The sequence below is a fragment of the Cystobacter fuscus genome (assembly GCF_044360685.1).
Lineage (GTDB): Bacteria > Myxococcota > Myxococcia > Myxococcales > Myxococcaceae > Cystobacter > Cystobacter fuscus_C.
The window spans coordinates 3,437,841-3,461,565 of the sequence record NZ_CP043491.1; the positions used below are offsets into that span (position 1 = coordinate 3,437,841).

The 23,725-nt window shown below is 67.7% G+C and carries 23 protein-coding genes; 11 read left to right on the top strand and 12 right to left on the bottom strand.

The features are described from left to right. The first annotated feature begins 42 nt into the window (after positions 1-42). Positions 43-351, top strand: coding sequence for a hypothetical protein (locus F0U63_RS14135; RefSeq protein WP_395846427.1), 309 nt, complete (start codon positions 43-45; stop codon positions 349-351). A 143-nt stretch (positions 352-494) separates the two neighbouring features. Beyond that, complete coding sequence (locus tag F0U63_RS14140; protein WP_395846428.1) at positions 495-1,757, top strand: cytochrome P450; 1,263 nt, start codon at positions 495-497, stop codon at positions 1,755-1,757. Between the two features lie 30 nt (positions 1,758-1,787). Here the strand turns inward: F0U63_RS14140 and F0U63_RS14145 are convergent, their stop codons facing one another. Both F0U63_RS14145 and ercA read right to left on the bottom strand, forming a co-directional pair. Then, entirely contained in the window at positions 1,788-2,999 is a 1,212-nt protein-coding gene (locus tag F0U63_RS14145) for an ATP-binding protein (protein WP_395846429.1), read from the bottom strand. Between the two features lie 19 nt (positions 3,000-3,018). Continuing rightward, entirely contained in the window at positions 3,019-4,182 is a 1,164-nt protein-coding gene (ercA, locus tag F0U63_RS14150) for an alcohol dehydrogenase-like regulatory protein ErcA (RefSeq protein WP_395846430.1), read from the bottom strand. A 354-nt stretch (positions 4,183-4,536) separates the two neighbouring features. Here ercA and F0U63_RS14155 point away from each other — a divergent pair, with 354 nt between their 5' ends. From F0U63_RS14155 to F0U63_RS14170, 4 genes are all read left to right on the top strand, one after another. Further along, positions 4,537-4,929 carry a hypothetical protein gene (locus F0U63_RS14155; RefSeq protein WP_395846431.1) on the top strand — a complete coding sequence of 131 codons (393 nt, stop codon included), beginning with the start codon at positions 4,537-4,539 and terminating at the stop codon, positions 4,927-4,929. Next, positions 4,922-7,195 (top strand): hypothetical protein, encoded by a 2,274-nt coding sequence (locus tag F0U63_RS14160; protein WP_395846432.1) that lies wholly within the window; start codon positions 4,922-4,924, stop codon positions 7,193-7,195. The genes F0U63_RS14155 and F0U63_RS14160 overlap by 8 nt, the downstream gene beginning before the upstream one ends. A 464-nt stretch (positions 7,196-7,659) precedes the next feature. Then, positions 7,660-9,021, top strand: a complete 1,362-nt coding sequence (locus F0U63_RS14165) for a cytochrome P450 (RefSeq protein ID WP_395846433.1) — start codon at positions 7,660-7,662, stop codon at positions 9,019-9,021. A gap of 42 nt (positions 9,022-9,063) precedes the next feature. Continuing rightward, positions 9,064-9,921, top strand: a complete 858-nt coding sequence (locus tag F0U63_RS14170; protein WP_395848369.1) for an NAD(P)-dependent oxidoreductase — start codon at positions 9,064-9,066, stop codon at positions 9,919-9,921. A gap of 78 nt (positions 9,922-9,999) precedes the next feature. On the opposite strand, the gene F0U63_RS14175 is transcribed toward F0U63_RS14170, so the two are convergent. Genes F0U63_RS14175 through F0U63_RS14195 form a run of 5 tightly spaced genes read right to left on the bottom strand, consistent with a single transcriptional unit; the run spans position 10,000 to position 14,455 of the window. After that, the gene (locus F0U63_RS14175; protein WP_395846434.1) at positions 10,000-11,952 is read right to left on the bottom strand and encodes an alpha/beta fold hydrolase; all 1,953 of its coding nucleotides are present in this window, start codon (positions 11,950-11,952) and stop codon (positions 10,000-10,002) included. A gap of 60 nt (positions 11,953-12,012) precedes the next feature. After that, on the bottom strand, positions 12,013-12,927 hold the full coding sequence (locus F0U63_RS14180) for a DMT family transporter (protein ID WP_395846435.1): 915 nt from the start codon (positions 12,925-12,927) through the stop codon (positions 12,013-12,015). Next, a complete protein-coding gene (locus tag F0U63_RS14185) occupies positions 12,924-13,334 on the bottom strand; it encodes an aminotransferase class I/II-fold pyridoxal phosphate-dependent enzyme (protein WP_395848370.1) in 411 nt (136 codons plus the stop codon). Before F0U63_RS14185 ends, F0U63_RS14180 begins: the two co-directional genes overlap by 4 nt. Continuing rightward, positions 13,294-13,461: a hypothetical protein gene (locus F0U63_RS14190; protein WP_395846436.1), complete on the bottom strand. Its 168-nt coding sequence runs from the start codon at positions 13,459-13,461 to the stop codon at positions 13,294-13,296. The genes F0U63_RS14185 and F0U63_RS14190 overlap by 41 nt, the downstream gene beginning before the upstream one ends. 19 nt (positions 13,462-13,480) lie before the next feature. Continuing rightward, positions 13,481-14,455: an AraC family transcriptional regulator gene (locus F0U63_RS14195; protein WP_395846437.1), complete on the bottom strand. Its 975-nt coding sequence runs from the start codon at positions 14,453-14,455 to the stop codon at positions 13,481-13,483. A 152-nt stretch (positions 14,456-14,607) separates the two neighbouring features. Here F0U63_RS14195 and F0U63_RS14200 point away from each other — a divergent pair, with 152 nt between their 5' ends. The 3 genes from F0U63_RS14200 (at position 14,608) to F0U63_RS14210 (ending at position 16,284) form a co-directional block, all read left to right on the top strand. Continuing rightward, positions 14,608-15,396, top strand: a complete 789-nt coding sequence (locus F0U63_RS14200) for a pentapeptide repeat-containing protein (protein ID WP_395846438.1) — start codon at positions 14,608-14,610, stop codon at positions 15,394-15,396. 181 nt (positions 15,397-15,577) lie between these two features. After that, positions 15,578-15,967 (top strand): type II toxin-antitoxin system Phd/YefM family antitoxin, encoded by a 390-nt coding sequence (locus tag F0U63_RS14205; protein WP_395846439.1) that lies wholly within the window; start codon positions 15,578-15,580, stop codon positions 15,965-15,967. Further along, complete coding sequence (locus tag F0U63_RS14210; protein WP_395846440.1) at positions 15,964-16,284, top strand: type II toxin-antitoxin system RelE/ParE family toxin; 321 nt, start codon at positions 15,964-15,966, stop codon at positions 16,282-16,284. Before F0U63_RS14205 ends, F0U63_RS14210 begins: the two co-directional genes overlap by 4 nt. Positions 16,285-16,294: 10 nt before the next feature. Here F0U63_RS14210 and F0U63_RS14215 read toward each other — a convergent pair whose 3' ends face one another. The 5 genes from F0U63_RS14215 to F0U63_RS14235 all read right to left on the bottom strand — a co-directional run bounded on the left by F0U63_RS14215 (position 16,295) and on the right by F0U63_RS14235 (position 20,267). Next, entirely contained in the window at positions 16,295-16,864 is a 570-nt protein-coding gene (locus F0U63_RS14215) for a histidine phosphatase family protein (protein ID WP_395846441.1), read from the bottom strand. 80 nt (positions 16,865-16,944) lie between these two features. Then, entirely contained in the window at positions 16,945-18,039 is a 1,095-nt protein-coding gene (locus F0U63_RS14220; protein WP_395848371.1) for a succinylglutamate desuccinylase/aspartoacylase family protein, read from the bottom strand. Positions 18,040-18,127: 88 nt separating this feature from the next. Further along, positions 18,128-18,646 (bottom strand): acyl-CoA thioesterase, encoded by a 519-nt coding sequence (locus F0U63_RS14225; protein ID WP_395846442.1) that lies wholly within the window; start codon positions 18,644-18,646, stop codon positions 18,128-18,130. A 14-nt stretch (positions 18,647-18,660) separates the two neighbouring features. After that, positions 18,661-19,431 carry a deoxynucleoside kinase gene (locus tag F0U63_RS14230; RefSeq protein WP_395846443.1) on the bottom strand — a complete coding sequence of 257 codons (771 nt, stop codon included), beginning with the start codon at positions 19,429-19,431 and terminating at the stop codon, positions 18,661-18,663. A 14-nt stretch (positions 19,432-19,445) separates the two neighbouring features. Continuing rightward, the gene (locus F0U63_RS14235) at positions 19,446-20,267 is read right to left on the bottom strand and encodes a glycerophosphodiester phosphodiesterase (RefSeq protein ID WP_395846444.1); all 822 of its coding nucleotides are present in this window, start codon (positions 20,265-20,267) and stop codon (positions 19,446-19,448) included. Between the two features lie 81 nt (positions 20,268-20,348). Between F0U63_RS14235 and F0U63_RS14240 the strand changes: the two genes are divergently transcribed. Beyond that, positions 20,349-22,754, top strand: coding sequence for a protein kinase (locus F0U63_RS14240; protein WP_395846445.1), 2,406 nt, complete (start codon positions 20,349-20,351; stop codon positions 22,752-22,754). Positions 22,755-22,910: 156 nt separating this feature from the next. Continuing rightward, positions 22,911-23,711, top strand: coding sequence for a hypothetical protein (locus tag F0U63_RS14245; protein ID WP_002625214.1), 801 nt, complete (start codon positions 22,911-22,913; stop codon positions 23,709-23,711). Positions 23,712-23,725 lie beyond the last annotated feature (14 nt).

The window sequence follows — 23,725 nt, forward strand, 5'->3', positions numbered from 1 at the left end:
CCGGTAGCGTGGCGTGGCAGCTCTCACGCAGCTGGAGGAGTCATGCGCAATCTCTTGAAGTCCCTGCTGGCCGCCACCGCCGTTCTCGCTCTCGCCCCCACCACCGCATCGGCCCGCCCACCGGAGTGCTACCTCGTCTGTGATTACGAGGCCTTCTGCGAGGACACTTGTTGGAACGGCCGCATCACGACCTGTGGGGAGTACGGCTTCTGCGGTGCCTCCCTCTCCGAGTCCTCTTCTGATGAGACGGCCTCGGTGGCCCACGACGAGGCCCAGCAGTCCGATGCGTCGTCGCTGGTCTGCGATGAGGCACGGCAGGATACGGAGCCGTCCCTCTCCGTCGAGAGCTGAGCGAACATCCGGGCCCTGACGGAACCTGCGGGAAGGGGCGAAACCGGTGTGGGGTCGTGGGACTGGTAGCCCGAGGGGGACCGGCGGGAGCCGGTCCCGGCACATCGCTCGCTCCGGCGCGATTCACGTATCGTTGCCACCTCATGTCCACACGAACCGAGCCCTCCCAGGGCGATGTCGCCCAACTCTTCAATCCGATGGCGCCCGACCAGATCGAGGACCCCTATCCGCTCTACGCCCGGATGCGGCGGGAGCGGCCGGTCTTCTACAGCGCCCCGTTCGATCTGTGGGTCGTCACCCGGTACGCGGACATCGTGGAGGTCGAGAACGATCCCTCGCGCTTCTCGTCGGCCGGAGCGCTCGACGCCCGGCGCGAGCCACACCCCGAGGTCCTCCAGGTGCTACAGCAGGGGTATGTCCGGTTCGTCTCGCTGGTCCAGAGCGACCCTCCGGACCACACCCGGATGCGGGCCGTGTTCGGCAAGGCCCTGAGTCCCCAGCGCATTGCCGCCATGGAGCCGGAGATCCGCGCCACCGCGGACATGCTCCTCGACGGCTTCGTGCGAGACGGCGAGGCGGATCTGATCCAGCAGTTCGCGTATGCGCTTCCCGGCCTCATCATCTGCGATCTGCTCGGCGTGCCGCGCTCCGACATGGAGCAGCTCAAGCGCTGGTCCGATGACAAGACGCTGTTGATGTCGGCGACGGCTCCCCTCGAGCTCCAGGTGGAGGCCGCGCACGGCTTCGTCGCGATGCAGCGCTACTTCATCGAGCAGCTCGAGGAGCGGCGGAAGCACCCTCGCGAGGATCTGCTCACGCGCCTGGTTCCCCAATCCATGGGCGGCACCGCGCCCCTGAATCACCAGGAAGCGGTCTGCAACGCCATGGATCTCATGGCCGCGGGTCACGAGACCACGACGGGTCTCATCGGCAATGGCATGGGGTTGTTGCTCCAGGCCCCCGAGCAGCTCCAGACCCTGCGGGATGACCTGGAGCTGCTGCCCAACGCCATCGACGAGATGCTGCGGATGGAAGCGCCCATCCGTGGCTTCTTCCGGACGGTGACCACGCAGACGCAGCTCGGCGGAGTCCAACTCCCGAAGGGGAGCCGGGTGTTCATCGTCTATGCGTCCGGCAATCGGGACGAGGCGCGGTTCTCCGAGCCGGATCGCTTCGACATCCGCCGCGCCGACGCGAGGACACACCTGGCCTTCGGCAAGGGCATCCACTTCTGTGTCGGAGCACCGCTGGCGAAGCTGGAAGGGAGGATCGCCTTCGAGCGCCTGCTCCGGCGGTTGCCGAATCCCCGGCTGCGGACGGATGCGGCGACCGTCCGCCGGCCGTACTTCATGCTGCGAGGGTTCGAGCACCTGCCCATTGTCTGGGATTGCACCGTACCGGCGTGAGGTGTTCCCGGGGCGCCGCGTGGCACCGCTTCATCCGGCCGGCTGGGGGGCGAGTTCCTGGTCCGCATCCCCCTGGGACGGCCAGGAGATGAGTGGAAGGGAGAAGGTGAAGGTCGTGCCCCTGCCACGGGGGGGCGCCAGCTCCAACCTCCCTCCCTGGAGCTCGGCGAGCTGGCGGGAAATATAGAGACCCAGTCCAAGCCCCGGTGAGTCCTGCCCCACTTCCCTCAGGCGTCCGAAAGGCGTGAAGAGCTGGGCGCGCCGTTCCTCGGGGATCCCAGGCCCCTGGTCGCTGACCCACACGCGAGCGGTTCCCTCCATCGATTCGAGACGGACCTCGACGGGTGTTCCCTCGAGGGAGTACTTGATGGCGTTCTCCAGGAGATTCGAGAGCACCTGCACGACACGGAGGGTGTCCGCCTCGACGTAGGTGGGCGCTGGAGGCAGCCGGAGACTGAAATGCCGGGTGGGCGCATGGACGCGGAAGTCCGTCACCACATCGGCCACGATCGTCCGCAGATCAATGTGTGTGGGCCTCATGACGATCTGATCGTGCTCGAGCCGGGAGACCTCGAGCAGATCCTCGACCAGGACGGCGAGCCGGCGGGCCAGGCGGAGCATCCGGTTGATCAGCTCGCCTCCACATGCCTCCCCGGTCCGCCGGGCCCCTTGCTGAAGCAGCAGCAGCAGGGAGGTGAGGGGGGTGCGAAGCTCATGGGACGCGATGCCGAGGAACTGTGCCTTCGCCCGAGCCGCTGCCTCCGCCTCCTCCTTCGCCGCGAGGAGCGCTCGCTCGATCCTCAGCCGCTCCGTGACATCGCGAGCGATGATGACCAGGTATTGGCGCTGGCCGAACGTATCCTGACGAATGGAGAGCTCGAGCACCCGTTCCTCGCCCTCCCGTCGCAGTGACAGCAACCCGGGGCCCGGCCTGGGCTCATGCTCGCTCGGGTGGACGCACGCCTCGAGGATGCGCCACTCGCTCGAGGCGAAGAAGGATTCGAGCGGCCGGCAGAGCTGCGCGGTGTTGGAGGCGCCGAGCACCCACAGCCCCTTCCGGTTGGCATCCAGGACGCGGAGGCCGGGCAGCTCCGTGACGATGATGGCCTCCTGGATCGCGTCGAGCAGGGTCCGGAAGCGGGCAAGCTCCGTGAGGCGCTCCTGGAGCGCGCCGTAGTAGCTCTTGCGAATCGAGCGCTCGCCAAGCCCGACGATGGAGTCCCTCAGGGCTTCCCAGGTCATGGGCCCTTCAGGCGTTTCGTCAAAAGGCTTGTTCATACATCACCTCCACGTCGCGGAGCGTCAGGCGACGTGGGTTCGTTGCCATGCAAGGGTCGGAGAGGGCATGCCGGGCGAGCAAGGGAATGTCGGAGCGTGAGATTCCCTTGTCCCGCAGCTTCATCTCGAGGCCCGCGTCATGCTTGAGCTGCTGGAGCGCGGAGACGAGGGCCTCCTTGCGCTTGCCCGGTGCGAGCCGGGCGGGTTCGAGCCCCAGCCGCTGCGCGATCTGGTCGAAGCGCTCGGGTGCCGCCTCGTAGTTGAAGGCCACCACGTGGTCGATGAGGAGGGTGTTCGCCTCGCCGTGAGGATTGTCGATGAGCCCGCCCAGGGCATGGGCCATGGCGTGAACGGCGCCGAGTGAGGTATTCGAGAAGGCGAGCCCGGCCTCGAGGCTGCCGTCCATCAACCGCTGGCGAGCGGCCTCGTCGTGGGGGCCTTCCAGGGCCGCGGGCAGGTTGTTCCAGATGAGCGAGATCGCCGCGAGCGCATACACATCCGTGAGGAGCGAATGGGCATTCGAGACGTAGGCCTCGATCCCGTGCACGAAGGCATCCATGCCGCAGCAGGCGATGAGAACGGGAGTGAGCGTCCTCGTGGTGTCGTAGTCGACGAGCGAGATGTCGGGGACGATCGCCTTGCTGATGATGGAGACCTTCAGATGGCGCATGGTGTCCGTGATGATCGCGAATTGGGAGACATCCGCCGAGCTTCCCGCGGTCGTCGGGACGCAGATGAGGGGAGGGATCGGCCTGACGATCCGATCCACGCCCTCGAACGTGAGGATGTGCTCCTTGTTGGCCAGGACGATGCCAATCCCCTTCGCGCAATCCATGGGGCTCCCGCCCCCGACCGCCACGATGGCGTCGCAGTGCTCCTGCAGGTAGACCTGGACTCCCTGCTGGACCTCTTCGGCCCGAGGGTTGGAACTCACGCCCACGAAGAGGTGGTAGCGCACTCCCTCTTGCTCCAGCGACGCGAGGACCTGCCGAAGCCAGCCCGCCAGGACCACGCCGGGGTCGGACACGATGAGCACCCGGGTTGCTCCGAGGTTGCGCGCATAGCGACCGACCAGACGCCTCGAGCCCGGACCGTAGACGATCTCGGGCGCGACAAACTTTCGGAGTTCTGTATTCGTTGTCGCCATGTGTCATGACTGATTGTCCGGTCGAGCATCGGGCAAGCAGTCCCCCTCCAGTAAAGGTAGAGTCGGCGGTTGCCCCCGGGTAGGACCTGTCAGGGAGGCGAGTGGACCCAAGAAAGAGTGATGCGCAAGGCCTCATTCGCTGAGTGGGGATGGGCCCGGTGTTTTTAGCTTCGATGGTTTCAGCTCCCAGTGTCTCGTGTACCTCGCCCTCGGGAGGTGGTGGGTCCCGGGGCGCCGGGCGGGTTCTTTTGTCACCTGGTGTACAATTCGTTCCCGAACCGCGCCTGACCCCGAGGGAGTTCGCCTCGGGCCTCGCAAGGAGACGAGCTCCGCGGACAGGCCGGTAAAGGAACCATGGAACCAATTCGATGGAAGGCCTGGTGTGTCCTCGCGACGCTGCTGACACTCGTTGGGTGCGGTGGCGGTGGCAAGCCGGAGTGCCAGTCCGACGCTGACTGTGGCGACAACGACGCCTGTACCACGGACGTGTGTCGCGCGAATGTCTGCGTTCGTGAGGCTGTCGCGGTGGACGACCATGACTCCTGCACGGTGGACGCATGCGATCCGGTCACGGGCATCCAGCACTCGCCCGTCAACGTGGACGACGCGAACCCATGCACCACGGACTCGTGCGACCCGGCCACGGGTGTCCGCCACACCGCCGTCAGCACCGATGATGGCAACGTCTGCACCACGGACTCGTGCGACCCGGTCACCGGCATCCACCATGATAGTCTCCGTGGATGATGGTAACTCCTGCACCACGGATGCCTGCGATCCGGCCACCGGCGGCGTGAGCCACACCCCGGTCAGCATCGATGACAGCATCGACTGCACCGATGACGCCTGTGATCCGGCCACCGGCGGCGTGAGCCACACCCCGGTCAACAGCCGCTGCGAGAAGGATGGTTTCTCATGCACCGTGCCCGTATGCAGCGCCAGCACTGGCTGTAGCGAGAATTCGAGCAACGCGCTGTGCTCGGACGGTGCGAGCTGCACCACGGACACCTGCGTGGGTGCGGGGGGCGCCGCCGGCACCGGTTGCACCAACACTCCCAATGACATTCTTTGCCAGCCCCTCCAGGTCTGCAGCACGAATGGCTGCACGGCCGCCGCCTCGGGAGACCAGGTGGGCAACATCATCATCACCGAGTTCAGCGCGCTCGGCTCCGAGCTCATTGAACTGCGCAACACCAGCGCCCTGGCGGTGGACATCCGCGGGTTCGTGTTCCAGAACCTCGCCGGCCAGCTCGCCGACATCCGAGCGAAGAGCGACGTGAATGGTACCGACGGCACGCCCGTCACCCTCCCGGCGGGCGGCCATGCCTACGGCGTGCGCAACCCGAGCAGTGGGAGCATCCCGGCCGACGCCGCGTTCGTGTACGGCGACGTTGGCACTTCGTTTTCGCTGAATGACACGGGGGATGTGCTCTCCATCCACTCGCGCAACGGCGCCACGTTGCAGGACTACGTGGACTTCCGGAACTTCATCACCGATGCCAACGCGAAGATGGCGGCCAACTCCTTCCCGGGCTTCCTCGGCGTCACCACCCAGGTGGATCCGTCGAACGCCTCGGCCACCGGCAATGATTCGGGTGGCAACTGGTGCACCACCTTCTACCCGGCCGCTCCGGGAGCGAAGGCGAAGGTCGCGAACACGGCCGGTGCTCCCAACGGCAACTGCAAGGTGGCGGTCCTCAACGAGATCCTCATTGATCCCGCGAGCACGGACGACGGCTATGCATTCGTCGAGATCGTCGGCCCGGGCGGTGCGCTGGTGGGGGGCTTGAAGATCGAGGATGTGGAGGGAAAGGGCACGTCGGCCGGAACCCTCAACGCGGAAGGCGACATCAATGGGACCGACCCCGATGGGGAACTGACCCTGACCAGCGGCTGGCGCATTCCCGCGGACGGTGTCCTCATCATCGCGGATGGTGTCAACGTGAGCGGTTCGACGACTTCCTATACCCCATCCCTGGTGCCGGGTCTGGGGGCGGGTGACCTCACCGTCCGCGATATGGATCTGGAGAACAGCGGTGGTGACTCCCTCATCCTGGTGGCGGCTGATGGCACCGTCTGGGACGCGGTGGGCCACGACACCCAGGGGAACGCCCTGGATGTGAACCTGACGACCTTCAAGATCAACAACACCGCCCTGCGGATGTACGAGAGCGCGACCGCCATCACCCCGACCGACAACTTCAGCTATTCCCTGTGCCGCGACGGCCTGAGCACCGACTCGGACAACAACCGCAAGGACTTCCGCACCTGCCTCAATTCGTCGCCGGGTCAGGCCAACAGCGTGGGACTCCCCACCACCATCACTTCCATCTCGCCCAACAACACCCTGGCCTCTTCGGCGACTACCGCCAACGTGGTGATCACTGGCACGGAGTTCGGCTCAGGGGTGACCGTGAAGTTCGGCACGGCCACCGCCACCTCCTGCACCGCCACTGGCACCACGAAACTCACGTGCACCGCTCCGGCGAATTCCTCGGTGGGCCGGGTGGACGTCACCGTCACCAATGCCTTGCGCGCGGGAAGCGGTACCGCGACCGCCACCCAGGGGTTCACGTACACCGGTGTACTCAATGGATCGACCAACCCACTGCAGGCGGATTTCTGCAACCTGCAGTTCCCGGGCTCCCTCAAGGTGACCGCCAACACGGCCACGTCGCTCATCTATGGTCGCCTCTTCGAGGCTGGGCTGACCGAGGCGCCCGGCATCCCCTCCGGAGTGTTCGCCCAGGTGGGCTACGGACCCTCGGCGTCCAATCCGACCTCGGTCACGACCTGGCGGTACTTCGATGCCAGCTACAATGTGCAGGTGGGCAATGACGCCGAGTACGCCGCGTCGTTCATCGCTCCGGCGACCACCGGCAACTACTCGTACACGTATCGGTTCAGCTTGGACAACGGGCTGAACTGGACGTACTGCGACCTGGATGGCGCGGGATCGAACTCGGGTTTGAGCTTCAACACCACGCAGCTCGGCATGATGACGGTGCAGTAACTCCGCGGGGCGCCGCGGCGGGTGCTGGCGTACGTGACAGCACCCGCCGTGGTCCGGCCTTTCTCATGTTGGCGGAGTCATTGACCTGTCACTGACATGTCAGCAACCCGGGCGGCCACGGGTGCCGCCGTGCCCTCCGATGTGGCGGAAGAACACCGCGTGCGGGAGCGGAATGTCTGGTAGTGATTTGACAATCACGAGGGGATTGACTCTACTGACTCACTGGGTCGTCCAGCCCAAACTCCAAACAAGGAGAATCGATCATGAAAGCACTGTTCTACGTCGCGGTGGCTCTGGGCCTGTCCAATCCGAAGAAGCTGACGCGCCCCTATCAGGCCATCACGCCCGGCGGCGGGTACTGATCCACGGCGGATGCCATACCGTCGGATCGGCCAGTGGCGGGTCCATGCTTCTGGCCGATTCTCATGGGGGGGGCGTCGGCCGTCCGTGAGAGGAGAGTTCGCATGCCCGCGATCCATGAAGAGCCTCCCGGTCCAGAAGGGGCGTGGGGTATCGCGAATACCGCGGACTTTCACGCCGACCCGCTCGGGTTCGTGACCCGGTGCGCCCGGGAGTTTGGTGATGTCGTCCGGTTGGGCCAGGACAACTATCTCGTCTGCCATCCCCGTGACATCGAGTCCGTATTCGTCAACAGCCAGCGGAGCTTCGCGAAGGAGACCGGCCAGAAGCCGTCCTGGGCCAAGCCCGGCTCGTATCATTATGCGCTGATGCACACGGATGGGAAGGACTGGCTCTACAAGCGTAGGCTCCTCCAACCCCTGTTCAAGCGTGAGCGCGTCGGCACCAGCGCGGAGCCGATCGTCGCGGCCGCCGAGGAGATGATGGCCTCCTGGCGGCCCGGCGAGGCGCGCGCGATCGAGGGCGACGTCGCGCCCCTCTCGGCCCAGTTGGTCGGGCGGTTCCTCCTGGGCTCGGAGCTCAGTGCCAACGAGGTCCGGCGGGTCACTTCCTTCCTGGCGTGGAGTTTCCGGCCGCTGCCGATCCGGATACCGCGCTGGCTCCCCACGCCTCGCAATCTCCGGTTCAGGTGGTCGGTCCGGCAGTTCGACCGGGCCATCTACGGGCTGATCGAGCGCCTCCGGGAGCGGAGCCGCGGCTCGTCCAACCTCCTCGAGCTGGTGCGGCAGGCTCGCGATGGGGAAGAAGGCTGCCTGGCCCCCCCGTGGTACCCCCGAGATGAGGTGGCCATCATGCTCCTCGCCGCGCACCAGCCGACGGCCATCGCGCTGGCATGGACGCTCTACCTGATGGCGCTGTACCCGGAGGTGGACGAGCGTGTGGCGGCCGAGTTGAAGCAGCTTCTGGGGGACCGGCGCGCCACGGCCGAGGATGCGGAGCGGCTGGTCTACACGTCGGCGGTCATCAAGGAGTCGATGCGGCTCTATCCTCCTGTATGGATGACGGCCCGGGAGTCACTCCAGGAATGTGAGCTCGGTGGCTACCGGATGGCCGCGGGCGTCAGCCTGGCGCTGAGCCCCTGGGTTCCTCACCGGGACCCGCGGTGGTTCGCGGACCCCGATGCGTTCCGCCCGGAGCGCTGGCTCGATGGCTCGCTCGAGGGGCTCCCGAAGTTCGCGTACCTTCCTTTCGGGGGTGGAGCGCGCCTGTGCATGGGTGCTTCGCTCGCGAAGCTGGCGCTGGTGCTCGTCCTCGCGACGGTGGCCCGCCGGTACCGGCTCACGCTCGCGCCAGGCGCGAAGGTCTCTGCGTTCGCGGCCGCTTCTTTCCTCATTCCGCAGGGAGTCCGTCTGGTGCCAAGGGCTCGGACTCCTTCCGGCCCCGCGTCGGGCAACACGTTGGCTTGAAACAAAAGGAGATGGAACATGGCCCCCAGTCGTCCCACGAGAATGGTGGTAATCGGTTGTGGCCTCATGGGTAGCGCCCTGGCTCGAGCCTTCGCGGCGGCTGGTCACGACGTCGCGGTTTGGAATAGGACTTCGAGCAAGGCAAAAGCCGTGGGCGGTGGCACGACCGCAGTGGAGGAGCTGCGCGAGGCCGTAGCGGGCCGGGAGCTTGTCGTCGTCTCCTTGTCCAACTACGCCGCCTGGTTCGAGCTGTTCTCCTCGAAGGGCATCGCGTCGGCGCTTGCCGGAACGACGCTCGTTCAGCTCACCAGCGGCTCACCCGAGGACGCTCGCGGGGGACTGGAGTGGGCGAGGGCAAACGGCGTGGACTACCTGGACGCCGCGATCCTCGCCTTCCCGGGCTTCGTCGCCACGGACTACGCGACGGTGTTCTACGCCGGGTCGCGCCCGGTCTTCGACCGGCACCTCGACACCCTCCAGGCGATCGCCAGGAAGTCTGTCTACGTCGACGAGAAGATCGGTTCCGCCGCGACGCTCGACTGCGCGATTCTCGAGGCCTACTACGGCAGCTCCCTGGCCTTCCTCCACGCCGCGGCCATGTGCAAGGCCGAAGGACTCGATCCGAAAACCTTCTTCTCCCACAAGGAGTCCTTCCTCGGGTTGATTTCCGTCACCGCCGACGCCGCGCGGGGAATGATCGAAAGCAATGACTTTTCCGGCGACCAGTGCAGTCTCAACACCCACGTCGCGGCAATCGAGCACATCGTCCGGTTGAGCATGGATGCCCGTATCAGCGCGCGCTTCCCGAAAGAGTTGCTCGACAACTACAAGCGAGCCCTCAGCGCGGGATTGGGTGGCGAGGAATTGCCAGCCGTGTTCCGTACCCTCATGCGGGATTGAAGCCGGGCGCCCCTTCGCGTTGGCGCCGCGGCAATCACTCCAGAAGGTGCCCACGGCGGCGCGCGGAGGGACGTCTCCCTAGTTGTGCGCGGGCGGAGCCTGCGCCCGGAGGTACTTGTCGAGGAAGGCGAGCGTGGCCGAGTAGGCGCGCAGCTCGTTCTTCTTCTTGGTGAAGCCGTGGCCCTCGTCGGGGAAGACGATGTACTCGACGGGCACGCCGTTCTTCTTCACCGCCTGCACGATTTCGTCGCTCTCCCGCTGGATGACGCGCGGGTCGTTCTTGCCCTGCAGCACGAGCAGCGGGCGCTGGATCTTCTCCGCGTGGAAGAGGGGCGAGGCCGCGCGCAGCTTCTCCGCGTCCACCTTCGGATCGCCGATCTCCCGATAGAGCGCCTGCCGGAAGCTCGCCCAGTACGGTGGCACGCTCTCCAGCGTGCGCTGCCAGTTGGACACGCCGAACATGTCCACGCCCACGTTGAACACGTCGGGGTGGAAGGCGAGCGCCGCGAGGGTCATGTATCCGCCATAGCTGCCACCGATGATGCCGATGTGCTCGGCGTCCACGTACGGCAACGACTGCAGGTACTTCTTCGCCGCCACGCAGTCCCAGAGCGGCTCCTTGCCGTGCTTGCCATCATCGGCGGTGAAGAAGGTCTTCCCGTAGCCGCTGGAGCCGCGGTTGTTGATGCCCAGCACCACGTAGCCGTGGTTGACGAGGTACTGCATGAAGGCGCTGTAGCCCCTGCGCGTCTGACCCCCCGGCCCGCCGTGCACCCACACCAGCGCGGGCGCCTTCGCCTGCGCGCTGGCCTGGTGCGGCTTGAAGAGGAGGTTGGGGATCTGCATTCCATCGAAGCTCGGGAAGCGCACGACCTCGGCATCCACCAGGTCCTCGGGGTCGATCTGCTTGGAGAGCGTGTCGGTGAGCCGCGTGGTCTTCCCGCTCGTGAAGTCGTGCACGTAGAGGTTGGACGGGCTGCTGTCGCTGGAGGCGTAGAAGGCCATCCGCTGCTCGCTGGGAGAAATCACCACCGAGGTCACGTCGCCCTCGGGCAGGGAGGGCAGTGCCAAGGGCTGGTTCGTCTTCGCGTCGTACAGCTTGATGACGGTGCGCGCGTCCTGGTCGATGGCGGAGATGCGGTACTTCCCGCGCTTGGAGAAGACCGTGTACATCACGTCCCAGTCCGCGCTCTCCACCTCCTCGATCGCTCCGGTGGCGAGCACGTAGCGCGCCAGGCGGGTGAACTCGCCGCCATCGTTGGTGAGGAAGTAGAGCGCGTGGCTCTCCGGGTCGAAGGCGGACACCGTGTAGCTGGCCACGCCCTGGTGCGGGCTCAGGTGCTTCGTCTGCTTCGTCTCGGTGTCGTAGAGGTAGATGTCGCTGTCGGAGGTGGTGTTCTCCTTGTTCAGGCCCACCCACTTGCCGTTCCGGGACACGTCCCCGATGTCGAAGCCCTGGGTGTTCTCATACACGCGGGTGCGCGCGTAGCTCTTCGCGTCGTAGCGGTAGAGATCGAAGAAGCGCGGGTCGCGCTCGTTGGTGGTCACGTAGAAGGCGCTGTCGTCACTGCTCCAGCCGGCGAATTCAGCCTTGAGCTTCTTGCCCGGCGTGAGGTCTTTCTCCGAGCCGTCGAGTCCGCGCACGTAGAGGTGGTTGTTCTCGTTGCCACCCTGGTCGCGTGTGTAGAGCACCCGGGTGTCCCCGGGAAAGTAGGCGACGGCGTAGGTGCTGTCCGTCCGCGAGCGGGTGAGCGCCGTGGGCCGGCCGCCCGCCGTGGGCTGGGCGTACACGTTGAAGACGCCGGTCTCGTTGGAGGAGAGCAGCACGTGCTGCTCGTCCGGGCTGAACGAGGCGTCCTCCACGCGGGTGGTCGCCATGAACTGCTCGATGGAGTACTGGCGGCTGGGACGCTGGGGCGCTCGCTCGCGTGGCTCCTGCTGCGCCGCGAGCGTGAGCGCGGGCAGGAGCAGCGCGACGAGGCCGAGGGGAACGGGACGCTTCAGGGGGTTCTTCTGGCGGGAGCGGCGCATGGTGCTGTTATACTCACTGCTCCCATCCCCTATTTCTCGGGACCCCCAACAGAATGGCCCTCAGGCTTGCGACGCTCCGCGCGGGCGCAGCAGCTTGCCCAGTCTCTCCGGCCTGGTGAGCACGATCGCGTTGCCCACCAGGGCCAGCAGCACGCCCAGCAGTGCCCGCGACGTCCAGACGAAGCCCTCGAACACCGTGGACAACCCGAGCGCGAGCATGGGGAAGAGCACGGTGGCGTAGGCGGCGCGCTCCGCTCCGATGCGCCCCAGCAGGGTGAGGTAGCTGCTAAAGGCCACCACCGAGCCGAACAGGGCGAGGTAGAGCAGCGAGCCCGTGTAGCGCGGGGAGAAGTCGAAGCGCAGCTCGACGCCCTGGACGAGGGCGAAGACCGTCAGCAACAGCGCCCCGTAGGCCATGCTGAAGGCGGTGCTGGACTGGGTGGGCAGCCCCGCCGCGCTGTTGCGGGCCGAGGCCATGTTGCCGAGCGAGAACAGCAGGGTCCCCATCAGCGAGAGGGCGATTCCCCGGCCGGAGTTGCTGTCCAGGTTGAAGCGGGCCAGCTCGGGCCAGAACACCAGGAGAATGCCCGCCAGCCCGCACGCCGCGCCCACCAGCACCGACGAGGCGACCTTGCGGCGGAAGAACAGCATCCCGTTGGCGATGTTCAGCAACAGGGACATGGAGAAGATCACGGCGACCAGCCCCGAGGTGAGGTAGGCCGACGCCATGTAGAAGCACAGGAAGTTGGTGGAGAACATCAGCGCCCCCACCAGGGCCATGAAGAGGTGATCCTTGGGCTTGAAGCGCAGCGGCAGGCCCCGGGACAACACCCAGGCGAACATCAGCACCGCCGCCAGCGAGAAGCGGTAGATGATCGAAGCCGCCGGGTGCACCGCCCCGAGCTGCATCTTGATGGCCAGCCAGGTGGAGCCCCAGATGAGCACGGTGATGGTGTACAGCAGGGCATTCGTCATGGGAGCCGTCCCTCGATGCGGTCTTGAATGAGCCGGGCCAGACGTTGGATGCCTTCTTCGATCCGCGCCGGTGCGAGATAGCTGCACGAGAGCCGCAGGGCTCGCTCGCCACCTCCCTCGATATAGAAGTAGCGCATGGGTGTCCAGAGAACGCCGTAGCGCCTGGCGGAGCCCTCCAGCAGGGCGTCATCCACCTCGAAGGGAAGCTGGACGACGAGGAAGAAGCCCCCCTGGGGGTGGTTCCAGCTCACCCCCCGCGCCCAGGCCGCGTCGCGGGGAAAGGCCTGCTCCAGCGCCCGCAGCGCGGTCTCCATGTTCTCACGGTAGAAGCGAATGGCCTGCTGGTTGGCGGCCAGCAGGGTGCAGTCATTCTCCAGCAGCAGCCCTCCGACGAGGGCCTGGGAGATGGAAGAGCCCGTAGGGGTTGTCCTCGAGCAACAGGAAGTCCTCACGGGCCGCGGCCTCCAGCAGCTCGCGGCGCAGGTCCAGGGAGAAGCTGTTGCCCGAGGGGTTGGAGGCGTGTTTGGTGCTCAAGACTCTCCAGGTGCCCCGCCTACTTCAGCAGCCGGTAGCGGCCCGGGGACACGCCCGTCCATCGCCGGAACGAGCGGCTGAAGCTGCTCACGTCCGAGAAGCCCAGCCGGAAGGCCACGTCCGCCAGCTCGAGGCCCTCGTCACCCACGAGCATGCGCGCCTTCTCCGCGCGCACCCGGTCCAGCAGCTCCTGGTAGGAGAGGCCCTCTTCCTCCAGTCGGCGCTGGAGTGTGCGTTTGCCCATGTGCAGCCGCGCGGCGATCTCCTCCGTGCTCGCTCCGGAGCCGAGCGCCTCCTCGATGCGCGAGGCCACGATGGCGGTGAAATCCCTCGTCGGCGCTCGCGCGCTCAAGGCCGTGTCGGCGAGGTGCTCGGCCGTCGCGAGCAGGCGAGGGTCCGCCGTGGTCAGCCGGGCGTCCATCCACGTCCCGTCGAGCAGCAGTCCATTCCCGGCGCGACCGAAGGACATCTCCTCCGTCCCGAAGAAGCGATGCAGGGGCTCCACGAGCTTCGGCCGCGCGTGGAGGAACCACACCGAGCGGGGCACCACCTGGAGCCCCGTCAACAGGCGCGCGTGCGTGAGCACCGAGGCCAGCGCGTACTCGTGCACGTGCCGGGTGAGTCCCCGGGGATGGCCATCCACGTGACAGGTGAGTGCCACCTGCTGCCCGCGCTCCTCCAACCCGAAGACGAGCCGCTCGTTCTCCAGCGGGGCGTAGCGCACCACCCGCAGCAGCGCCTCGCGCACCGTGGGGCTCGCGCGCATCGCCAGCTCACCCAAGCCGTAGCGGCGCGGTTCCAGTTCCACCGGCAGCCGCAGCGCGAGGAAGGGGTCAGCCAGCTCTCCCGCGGCTGCCTCCAGCAACTGGCCGAAGTCCCCGGCGGTGATGAGCGCGTCCGCCTGCTCCTCCACGCCGGCCGGGAAACCGAAGCGGCGCACGAGCAGGTCCGCGTCCCCGCCGCGCGAGCGCACCAGCCGGAGAAGCGTCGGCACCAGCCCGGACCGGAAGGGCATCTCTTTGCGCGCGCGAGCCACGGAGCACGGATTATGGCACGCTCGGTCATGCTTCTCGGCACCCCCAGTCATACGGGCGCCTGGATCCGCCCCGTACATTGGCACGCGTCACTTCACCGCGAGGACGAACGATGAGGACGCAGATTCGCAACAAGGCAGGGGCGGAACTCTTCAGCCATGAGGGGGATCTGCGCGAGGCCCTGGAGGCCGCGAGCGAGGCGGGCGTCGAGCTCACCCAGGCCATGCTCGACGGGGCGGACCTCTCCGGAGCGAACCTGGAGGACCTGAGCCTCCGGCAGGCGAGCCTGCGCGGTGCCAACCTGCGTAACGCCAACCTGGCGGACATCGACCTGTCCGGTGCCAACCTCCACGAGGCCAACCTGCGCGGCGCGAACCTGGAGCACGCCGAGATGCACGAGGTCGTCCTGGCCGATGCCAACCTCGAGGGCTGCAACCTGGAGGACGCCCGGCTCATCGGCGCCAACCTCGTGGGCCTCAACGCCCAGGGGTCGAACCTCGAGGGCGTGGACTTCTCGCGTGCCAACCTGGAGGGCGCCAACCTCGAGGGCTGCAACCTGGAGGACGCCCGGCTGAGCCAGGCCAACCTGTCCCGCGTGAACCTCCAGCGCGCCAACCTGGAGGGTGTCGACCTGGATGGCGCGAACCTGACGCACGCGGACCTCCGCTCCGCCAACGTCGAGAGGGCCGACCTGCGCGACGCCATCCTCGAGGACGCCAACCTCCGGGGGGCCAATCTCGAGCGCGTTCAGTTCGACCGGGCGAACCTGACGAATGCCTGCTTCGACAGGGCCAACCTCGAGCGCTCGAGCTTCGCGGCCGCGACGCTCACCGGCGCCACCTTCCACCGCGCGAATATCGAGCGGGTGAAGGGCCTGACGATGCCGCCCCCTTCCGAGTAGGCCCACCCAGACGCCCCGGTGGTGGCCGCGCTCCAGCGGTTCCAGGAGCTACCCGAGCATGGCGTCGTTGGGCGCCACGTCCGTGGGCGGGTTGCTCAGATCGAGGAGCACCTCCGCGTCGGGCACCTGCTCCAAGCCCAGCTTCGGGAGCCAACGGTTTCGAGCAGGCTGACAGGGGCTCGTGTTCCTGTTCGAAATGGGGATGTCTTCTGCTTCGACCCTGGTGGGGGTCCGAAAGCGGGTCTATTCTTGGACCATCGGGATGACCATCCAGGTGACCATGAAACCACTTCACATCTCAGAGGACATCCTGCCCATCGCCGACTTCAAGGCTCGTGCCTCCGAAGTGGTGCGCCGGTTGAAAGAGCATCGCCGTCCGGTGGTCATCACCCAAAGTGGCAAGCCCGCCGCCGTGCTCCTCTCTCCCGAGGAGTTCGATAGGCTCACCCATCGTGCCCGATTCCTCGACGCGGTCGGTGAAGGCCTCGCCGATGCGGAAGCGGGCCGCACGGTCTCCGATGAGGCTCTTGGCAAGTTGCTGGACGACGAGTTTGGCAAGCTCAAGCCGTGAGCCGGAAAGCGCGTGTCCGTTGGACCCATCGCTCCATCACGGATCTGCGCGCCATTGGCCGCTACATCGCGGAGGATGATCCAGGTGCCGCACGGCAGTGGGTCGAACGCCTGCGACGGCGAGTACACGACGTCGCCACCACGCCCAGGGCCGGGCGCCGCGTGCCGGAAATCGAGCGGGAAGACATCCGAGAGGTGCTCCTCCGCTCCTATCGCATCGTGTACCGCGTGGGCCGGGGCGGTATCGAAGTCCTGACGGTCTTCGAAGGGCATCGGCTCCTGCCAAAAGGAGCCATCCCGGAAGAGGGCGAGGACTGACCGCGGACGGTCAGGCCCTCAATTCCGCCGCGGTGAGGCGCCAGCCCTCAGTGCCCGAGGGCGGCTCTACCCAGAGCGGCAGGGCATTGGGGGTGCGGATGTTCGCCACCAGCCCGGCCGCCTGGCGCACGGCGCGCCAGAGCGCTCCATGCGCCACGATCAGCACCGGGCCGGGATGGACCGTGGCGCGGTTGATGGCCTTCACGGCGCGCTCGCGCAGCGCGGCGAAGCTCTCGGCGCCCTCGGGAGTGGCGATGCCGGCGATCCAGTCGTCGAACCAGCCAGACATCTTCTGCCCCTCCCTCACGCCGAAGGCGCATTCCTGGAGCTCGGGATCGAAGTTCACCGGCAGGTCCAGCCGCGCCGCCACGATCTCCGCCGTCACTCGCGCGCGGCCGAGGGTGCTGGAATGGATGGAGCGGATGCCTTGCCCCACCAGCGCCTCCGCCGCTCGCCTTGCCTGGGCGAGACCGACCTCGTTCAGCGGAATGTCCACCTGTCCTTGGGAGAGCAGGCGGGCGTTCCAGTCCGTCTCACCGTGGCGGAGAAACCAGAAGGGGATGGGGTTCAGGTCGGTCATGGCGGTGGCGAGGGGAAGGAGGAAGGACGAGCGCCCGGCCTTCCTTCTACACGAGCCACGCTCGCCCATCTCTCACGTGTTCACGGAGCCGGCGCGGGAACGGGGCCCGGGTCGTGCACCTCTCCCACGACGGCGACGGTCTCTCCCGAACGGACCGGAGGGGTCGCGAAGAGGACGAGCACGACGCCTCCGTGTGGCGCCCGGTGCTCGGCGATGCGGTTGCCGAAGAAGTCGGTCACATAGCCCAGCAGTGTGCCCGCCCGCACCCACTGTCCGACCTCGACGGTGGGATAGAACAAGCCGTCCACCTCGCTCTTCAGGTTCGCGCGCCGCTCGATGAAGATCGGGTGCTCCACCGGCGAGGGCTTGCCCTCGAGCATTCTCAGGTGCCGCAGCAGGCTGAAGACACCGCGCTCGATGAGGGCGAGTTGCTCGGGGGTCGCCCGTGCGTACCCTCCCACCTCCACGTCGAACGAGGGCTTGCCGAGCGCCACCGCCGTCGCGCCCGTGTAGAGGGCCTTGTCGGCGCTCAGGTTCTCCATGGGAAACATCACGATGTGATCCACCCCGAAGGCGAGCGCCAACTCCCGCGAGCGGGCGATCACCTCGGGCGAGCCGTGCTTCGCGTAGTACCCGGTCCAGGGGCGGAGGGCCTCGTTGGCGTCCCCGGCGTGCAGGTCCACCACGACGTCGGCGCGGCGGAGGATCCGCTCCTTGAGCACATACGCGATGCGCTCGGTGACGGTGCCCTCGGGATTGCCCGGGAAGCTCCGGTTCAGGTTCTTCCCATCCACCGGGCCGGTGTAGACGGTGCGCCCGAGGAACGCCGGGACATTGGCGGCATGCACCAGGATGAGGGTTCCCGCGAGCCGGCCAGGTTCGAGCTGGGGCCGCACGCGCTGGAGCGCCAGGATGGGCGCGTACTCGGAGCCGTGCACCCCGGCGATCAACGCCAGGATGGGGCCCGGCCGCGCGCCATGAATGAGGGTGATGGGGATGAAGGTCCCCGGATCCACGCCATTGGGCACGGGGAGCTGGCCGGAGACGGCGCTGCCCGGTCTGGCCACAACGGGCCCGATGGCGAAGTCTCCGCGCGGCGCCTGGGCGGAGGCGGCCCCCGCCAGCAGCAGCATCACCAGGCTCCACCCACGGGCCGCATGCGGCATCCAGGACACTCGGGACAAGACCCCACCTCGGGCTCGGTTGATCATGTCCCGAGGATAAAGGTGGGCCTGCTCCGCCGCACGGCCGACCGAGGGCGCGTCAGCCCGCGATGCCGGGCTTGATGACCTTCTGCCAGGCGAAGCTCGTGGGCTTGCGCGCGAGCCGCTCCTGACGCCGCTGCTCGGCCTCGCGCAGCGCGGCGAGTTCCTCTTCCGTCTCCAGCTTCAGCGCGGGCACCGGCACGCGCTTGCCTTCCGGGGTGATGGCCACGAAGGTGAGCAGGGCGCTCGTGGTCAGGTGCTTGTCGCCCGTGAGCGGGTTTTCCGCCGTCACCGTGACGCCCACCTCCATGGAGGTGCGGAAGGTGGCGATGACGCGCGCGTGCAGCGTCACCGTCCAGCCCACCTTGATGGAGGCGTGGAAGTGCAGGTCATCCATGGAGGCGGTGACCACCATCTGCCGGCAGTGGCGCTGGGCGGAGATGGCGCCGCAGATGTCGATCCACTCCATCACCCGGCCTCCGAACGCGGCGTTGGCCGGGTTGGCGTCCGAGGGGAGGATCATCTGCGTCATCACCACTTCGGAGTCGCGGGGGCTCTTGGGGGACAACTCGGGCACGGGCGTACGACCTCTCAGGCGAGGAAGGTGGAGATCCGGTCGAGGAACTCCTCGCGTCCCCGGCCGGTGCGGATGTCCTGCGTGGACACGTCGAGCACCAGGCAGTCCATGCCATACTTCTTCTTCAACACCTCGGGGAAGGTGGCGTAGTAGCCGTTGAGCCCGCGCAGGAAGGCCTTCTGGATGCCCTTCTCCTCCTCGCGGCCCCGCTCGCGGATGCGGCCGAGCAGCACCTCCACCTCGGCCACGTCGAAGCAGATGACCCGGTCGGGTTGCACGATGCCGCGCGTGAGGCGCTGGAAGTACTCGAAGTAGAGATCCAGCTCCGCGTTCGTCAGGTGCCCGAGCCCATGCAGGTACTTGGCGAAGATCTCCGGATCCTCGTAGAGCGTGCGGTCCTGCACACAGCTCTTCTTCACCGAGTGGATGAGCTCGTGGTGCTCGACGCGGCGGATGAGGAACTCGAGCTGGAGGGTGAAGGACCACCGCCCCATGTTGGCGTAGTAGTCCTTGAGGAAGCGGTTGTCGATGACGGGCTCGTCGAACAGCTCGAAGCCGAAGGACTGGCTGATGAGCTTGGCGGCCGTCGTTTTTCCCGCGCCGATGTTGCCCGCCAGGGCGACGAAGCGGCGGGCCCGGGGCACGCGCACGCGGCGCACGGTGTTGCGCGCGGGCGTCTCGGGAGCGGGCGGCGGGGTGGACCCGGCGGCCAGGGCGGACCGCGGGGCCAGGGCGGGTTCGGCCAGAGCCTGGGAGACGCGCTTGCGGGAAGGAGGGCGGGGCATGGGCGCTCCAGGGCTTAACGCGGCTTGGGGGACTCGTCCAAGACTCGGCGGAGCAGATCCGGCCGATCCGTCATGATGCCGCCCACACCCTCGGCGACGAGCTGGCGCATCTCCCCCGGGTCGTCCACCGTCCACACGTTGATCCACTTGCCATGGGCCCTCGCCGCGTTCAGCAGCAGCTCGTCCACCAGGCGCACCTCGCCGAAGTACAGGGGCATGTCGAGCACGCGGTAGTGGGGATCCTCCGGGATGGGCTCGCCCATGCGCACCGCGAGCACGAAGGCGGTCAGTGCGTCGCGGGGGTAGAAGTGGCAGGCCTCCGGCAGCACCCGTGCGAGGCGCTCGCCCACCGAGTCCAGCTCGCTGCCCACGCACACGCGCCCGAGCGCCCGCTCCTCGCGCAGCAGGGAGGCGAAGGCCTCCTCGACCCCCGGCACGTCCGGTTTCACCTCGATGTTCAGGCGCAGGTCCGGAAAGGCGCGCAGCACCTCGCGCAGGGAGGGCAGGCGCACGCCCTGGCCCCGGAAGGGGTGGGTGAGCCCTCCGTCCGGGCTGAAGTGGAAGCCGGCGTCCAGGCGTTGCAGCTCGGCCAGGGTATGGGCGGCCACCTCCCCGGCGCCGTCGGTGCACCGCTCCAGGGTGGCGTCGTGGGCCACCACCAGCTCTCCATCCCGCGTCAGGTGGACGTCCGTCTCCAGCATCTGGGTGCGGTGGCGTTCCACGGCCAGGCGGAAGGCGGCGAGGGTGTTCTCCGGCGCGAGCCGGGCACCCCCCCGGTGGGAGATGTGCAGGGTGGGTGACAGGCCCTGGAGGAAGGCATGGGGGGCGGGGGACATGGGCCCCCATGTTAAAGGCCCCGGGGACGGCTCGCGCGCTTCATGATGGGTCCGCCAGGGGGGGAGTGGAGAAGTAGCCGGATGGGCGCCGGGTCTGGTATCCCCGCTTCCGTTCACGCACCCCCCCCTCCAAGGGGAGGGTTGATTTTGGATAAGCTCGGCGCGAGTTCGCGCTCCTCACCCCGGTCCGCCTTGGGGGCTGCCATTCCCGAGAATTCTCCCCAGACTGCCACCCCCTTCGGCAAGTACCTCCTGGTCAAGCGGCTCGCGACGGGCGGCATGGCGGAGCTCTTCCTCGCCCAGGAACCGCCCAGCCCGGAGCTGCTGGTCATCAAGCGCATCCTCCCGTACCTCACGGAGGAGCCGGAGTTCGTCCAGATGTTCCTGGACGAGGCGCGCATCGCCGCCCAGCTCCACCACCCGAACATCGTCCAGGTGTTCGGGCTGGGCCGCATCAACGAGAGCATCTTCATCGCGATGGAGTACGTGGAGGGCGTGGACCTGCGGCGCATCCTCGCCGAGGAGACGCGCTTCTCCGCCGCGGTGCCCTACGCCGTGGCCGCGCGCATCTGCGCCCAGGTGGCCGCGGGACTGGATCACGCCCACAACTCCAAGGGCGTGGATGGCCGTCCCCTCGGCCTCATCCACCGGGACGTCAGCCCCCAGAACGTGATGGTGGCCTACAACGGCCAGGTGAAGCTCGTGGACTTCGGCATCGCCAAGGCCGAGGCCTTCGCCGAGCGCAGCAAGCCGGGCGTCATCAAGGGCAAGTTCCTCTACCTGTCGCCCGAGCAGGTCATGCAGGAGAAGTTGGATCACCGCTCGGACATCTTCGCGCTGGGGGTGATGCTCTATGAGATCACCACCGGGCGCTCCCCCTTCTCCCGGGCCAACACCGAGGGCATCCTCTTCGCCATCCGCTCGGAGCACCCCTCCCCGCCCCACCTGCTGCGCGACGGCTACCCGCAGGAGTTGTCGCGCATCGTCATGAAGTGCCTCGCCAAGGACCGCACCCAGCGCTACCAGCGCGCGGCCCACGTGCAGGCGGACCTCGAGGCCTTGCTCGCCTCGGGGGTGATGAAGCAGAGCCAGGACGTGGCCGCCTACGTCGCGCGCCTGCTCGGCGCGGAGGAGGAGCGCACGCAGCTGCACGTGCCCATTTCCGGAGGCCGCAAGGACGTGTCCTCCCTGCCGCCGGTGGTTCCCGTGCTGCCTCCGCCTCCCGCGGGGCTCATCGCCCGGCCCAGCCTGCGCACCCATGTGCAGGGCCTGCCGCCCGCGGTGGATCCCGAGGGCGAGGAGCCCCGCACGGAGATGGCCCGTCCGCAGGACATGCTCGCCGCCGCGGCCCTGGGCGCGGACGAAGCCGAGCCCACCGCCGTGGGTCCCCAGCGGGGTGGTCGCGCCGAGCAGACGAGTCCCCTGGGCCGTGCCCTGCGCCGCTTCAACGAGAAGGCCGAGGAGGAGGATCCGGATGATGAGTCCACGACCCATGAGCGGCTGGGCCGCCTCGCCTCGGGCCGGCGCTCCGCCGTTCTGACGCGCAAGCCCACGCCCTCCGTGGCCTCGTTGGATCGCCGCCGGGGGCCTCCGGTGCGCGAGGAGGACGAGGACCTCGGCGAGGAAGATCCCTCCGTCGCGTCCTCCCTCTCCGTGGCCACGCTGAACGAGCGAGGCCCCTCGCGTGCCGTGTCCTCCGCCGGGTATGGCGAGTCCACGTCCGAGACCACCTCCGAGGTGTCGGGCACGCACAGCCTGCCGCTGCGCCGGGTGGACCCGGACGACGGCCTGGAAGACGACGCGGAAGACGATTTTTCCACCACGGCGGGTGGAGGCATGGGCTCCTACACGCAGCCGTTGCCCGCGGCCTCGACGGGACGTCGGCGTCAGACGATCCTGGCGGTGTTGCTCCTGGCGGTACTGGGGGTGGGGGTCGCGGTCGCCGCCTGGTGGATCACCTCCACCATGTCCGCCCCGTCCCAAGAGGCCTCGCGCGAAGCGGAGACGCCCCCGTCGGAGACGCCGGCGGAGTCCTCCGAGGCCCCCGAGTCCGGCACGGGCACGGGGAGCGCCGCGGCGGATGCCCCGGCGCCGGAGCAGGGAAGCTCGCCTGCTCCCTCCCCAGGGGCACAGCCCAACGTGGCGGGTAGCACGGAGGGTGGCCAGGCAGGCATGGGAGCGCTCGACTCCCCGGATTCCTCTCCGGACGCCAGGGAGGGGGAGAAGAACCTCCAGAATCCTACCTCGGCGGGGGGTGTGCGTGTGCAGTTCAAGGCCCCGGCCCGGACGCAGTTGTGGGTGGGAACCGCCAGCGTGAAACCCAATGGTTTCCTCTCGGTGCTGCCGGGAACCCTCCAGGTGGAGTTCCGCTGCCCGAACCAGTCAGGAGCCCCGAAAACCAAGAATTTCGAGGTTCCGGCGGAGCCCTCCAAGCCGGTCATCTTCAAGCTGGACAAGCAGGACTGCGCCCCCCGGGGCCGTCGTTAGGGGAGGGAACAGGGGGCCATATGCGCCCCCCACCCCGTCCTGCGGACAAGTGGGCGGGGGTACGCGGGAGTGGCTATAAGCCGTTGGAATTCCAGGGGTTTTGCCTTCCTCATCGCGTTTACACATGTCAGCCGGGTCCCTAGAATCGGCCGGTCTATGGCGCGTGCGAAGAAGAAGAATCTGGCGAAGAAGCGAAGCTCGCCGGCGGGGCGTATCGCCCGCGAGCACTCCGTCGCCCCCGAGCCCAATCGGTTGGTGAAGGTGTGGCGGCGCGTGCTCGAGCGTCGGCTGCGCACCCGGCTCAAGGCCCCGGTGGCGGTGGAAGTTCACGACAACACGCACACGATGCTCACGTTCCAGCGCGACCGGGCGTTGTGGCGCGTGCGGCTGCACCACATGTTCCTGGCGGCGCCGGATGAGATCATCCAGGCGCTCGCCGACTACGTGCGTCACGGGGACGCGGAGGCGAGCGCGGGGTTGGACAAGTTCATCGAGCGCAACAAGGCGTACATCCGCCGGGTCTCTCCCGCGCAGATGCGCAAGCGGCTGCGGCTGGATCCCGTGGGACAGCACCACGACCTGGCGCGCATCTTCGAGCGGCTGAACGAGCGCTACTTCCGCGGCCGCATCGACGCGGCCATCACCTACGGGCCGGCGCCGCGCGTCACCCGGCCGCGCAAGAGCATCAAGATGGGCTCCTACTCGGCCGACTCGCGCGTCATCCGCATCCACCCGGCGTTGGATCAGCCCGTGGTGCCGCGCTACTTCGTGGAGTGGATCGTCTTCCACGAGATGCTCCACCACGTGTACCGCACCCGCCGGGGAGAGGACGGCCGACGCTGCATCCACCCGCCCGAGTTCCTCGAGCACGAGCGGCGCTTCCACGACTTCGCGCGGGCACAGGCCTGGGAGCTGGAGAACCTGGATCTGTTGCTGCACGCGCGGGTGTCGGCCTGAGCGCGGGGCCTCCC

What these genes read in the sequence shown, in the direction of transcription:
- F0U63_RS14135 (WP_395846427.1), top strand. Translation starts at nt 43, where the DNA reads ATGCGCAATCTCTTGAAGTCCCTGCTGGCCGCCACCGCCGTTCTCGCT.
- F0U63_RS14140 (WP_395846428.1), top strand. Translation starts at nt 495, where the DNA reads ATGTCCACACGAACCGAGCCCTCCCAGGGCGATGTCGCCCAACTCTTC.
- F0U63_RS14145 (WP_395846429.1), bottom strand. Translation starts at nt 2,999, where the DNA reads ATGACCTGGGAAGCCCTGAGGGACTCCATCGTCGGGCTTGGCGAGCGC.
- ercA (WP_395846430.1), bottom strand. Translation starts at nt 4,182, where the DNA reads ATGGCGACAACGAATACAGAACTCCGAAAGTTTGTCGCGCCCGAGATC.
- F0U63_RS14155 (WP_395846431.1), top strand. Translation starts at nt 4,537, where the DNA reads ATGGAACCAATTCGATGGAAGGCCTGGTGTGTCCTCGCGACGCTGCTG.
- F0U63_RS14165 (WP_395846433.1), top strand. Translation starts at nt 7,660, where the DNA reads ATGCCCGCGATCCATGAAGAGCCTCCCGGTCCAGAAGGGGCGTGGGGT.
- F0U63_RS14170 (WP_395848369.1), top strand. Translation starts at nt 9,064, where the DNA reads ATGGTGGTAATCGGTTGTGGCCTCATGGGTAGCGCCCTGGCTCGAGCC.
- F0U63_RS14175 (WP_395846434.1), bottom strand. Translation starts at nt 11,952, where the DNA reads ATGCGCCGCTCCCGCCAGAAGAACCCCCTGAAGCGTCCCGTTCCCCTC.
- F0U63_RS14180 (WP_395846435.1), bottom strand. Translation starts at nt 12,927, where the DNA reads ATGACGAATGCCCTGCTGTACACCATCACCGTGCTCATCTGGGGCTCC.
- F0U63_RS14200 (WP_395846438.1), top strand. Translation starts at nt 14,608, where the DNA reads ATGAGGACGCAGATTCGCAACAAGGCAGGGGCGGAACTCTTCAGCCAT.
- F0U63_RS14215 (WP_395846441.1), bottom strand. Translation starts at nt 16,864, where the DNA reads ATGACCGACCTGAACCCCATCCCCTTCTGGTTTCTCCGCCACGGTGAG.
- F0U63_RS14230 (WP_395846443.1), bottom strand. Translation starts at nt 19,431, where the DNA reads ATGCCCCGCCCTCCTTCCCGCAAGCGCGTCTCCCAGGCTCTGGCCGAA.
- F0U63_RS14235 (WP_395846444.1), bottom strand. Translation starts at nt 20,267, where the DNA reads ATGTCCCCCGCCCCCCATGCCTTCCTCCAGGGCCTGTCACCCACCCTG.
- F0U63_RS14240 (WP_395846445.1), top strand. Translation starts at nt 20,349, where the DNA reads ATGGGCGCCGGGTCTGGTATCCCCGCTTCCGTTCACGCACCCCCCCCT.
- F0U63_RS14245 (WP_002625214.1), top strand. Translation starts at nt 22,911, where the DNA reads ATGGCGCGTGCGAAGAAGAAGAATCTGGCGAAGAAGCGAAGCTCGCCG.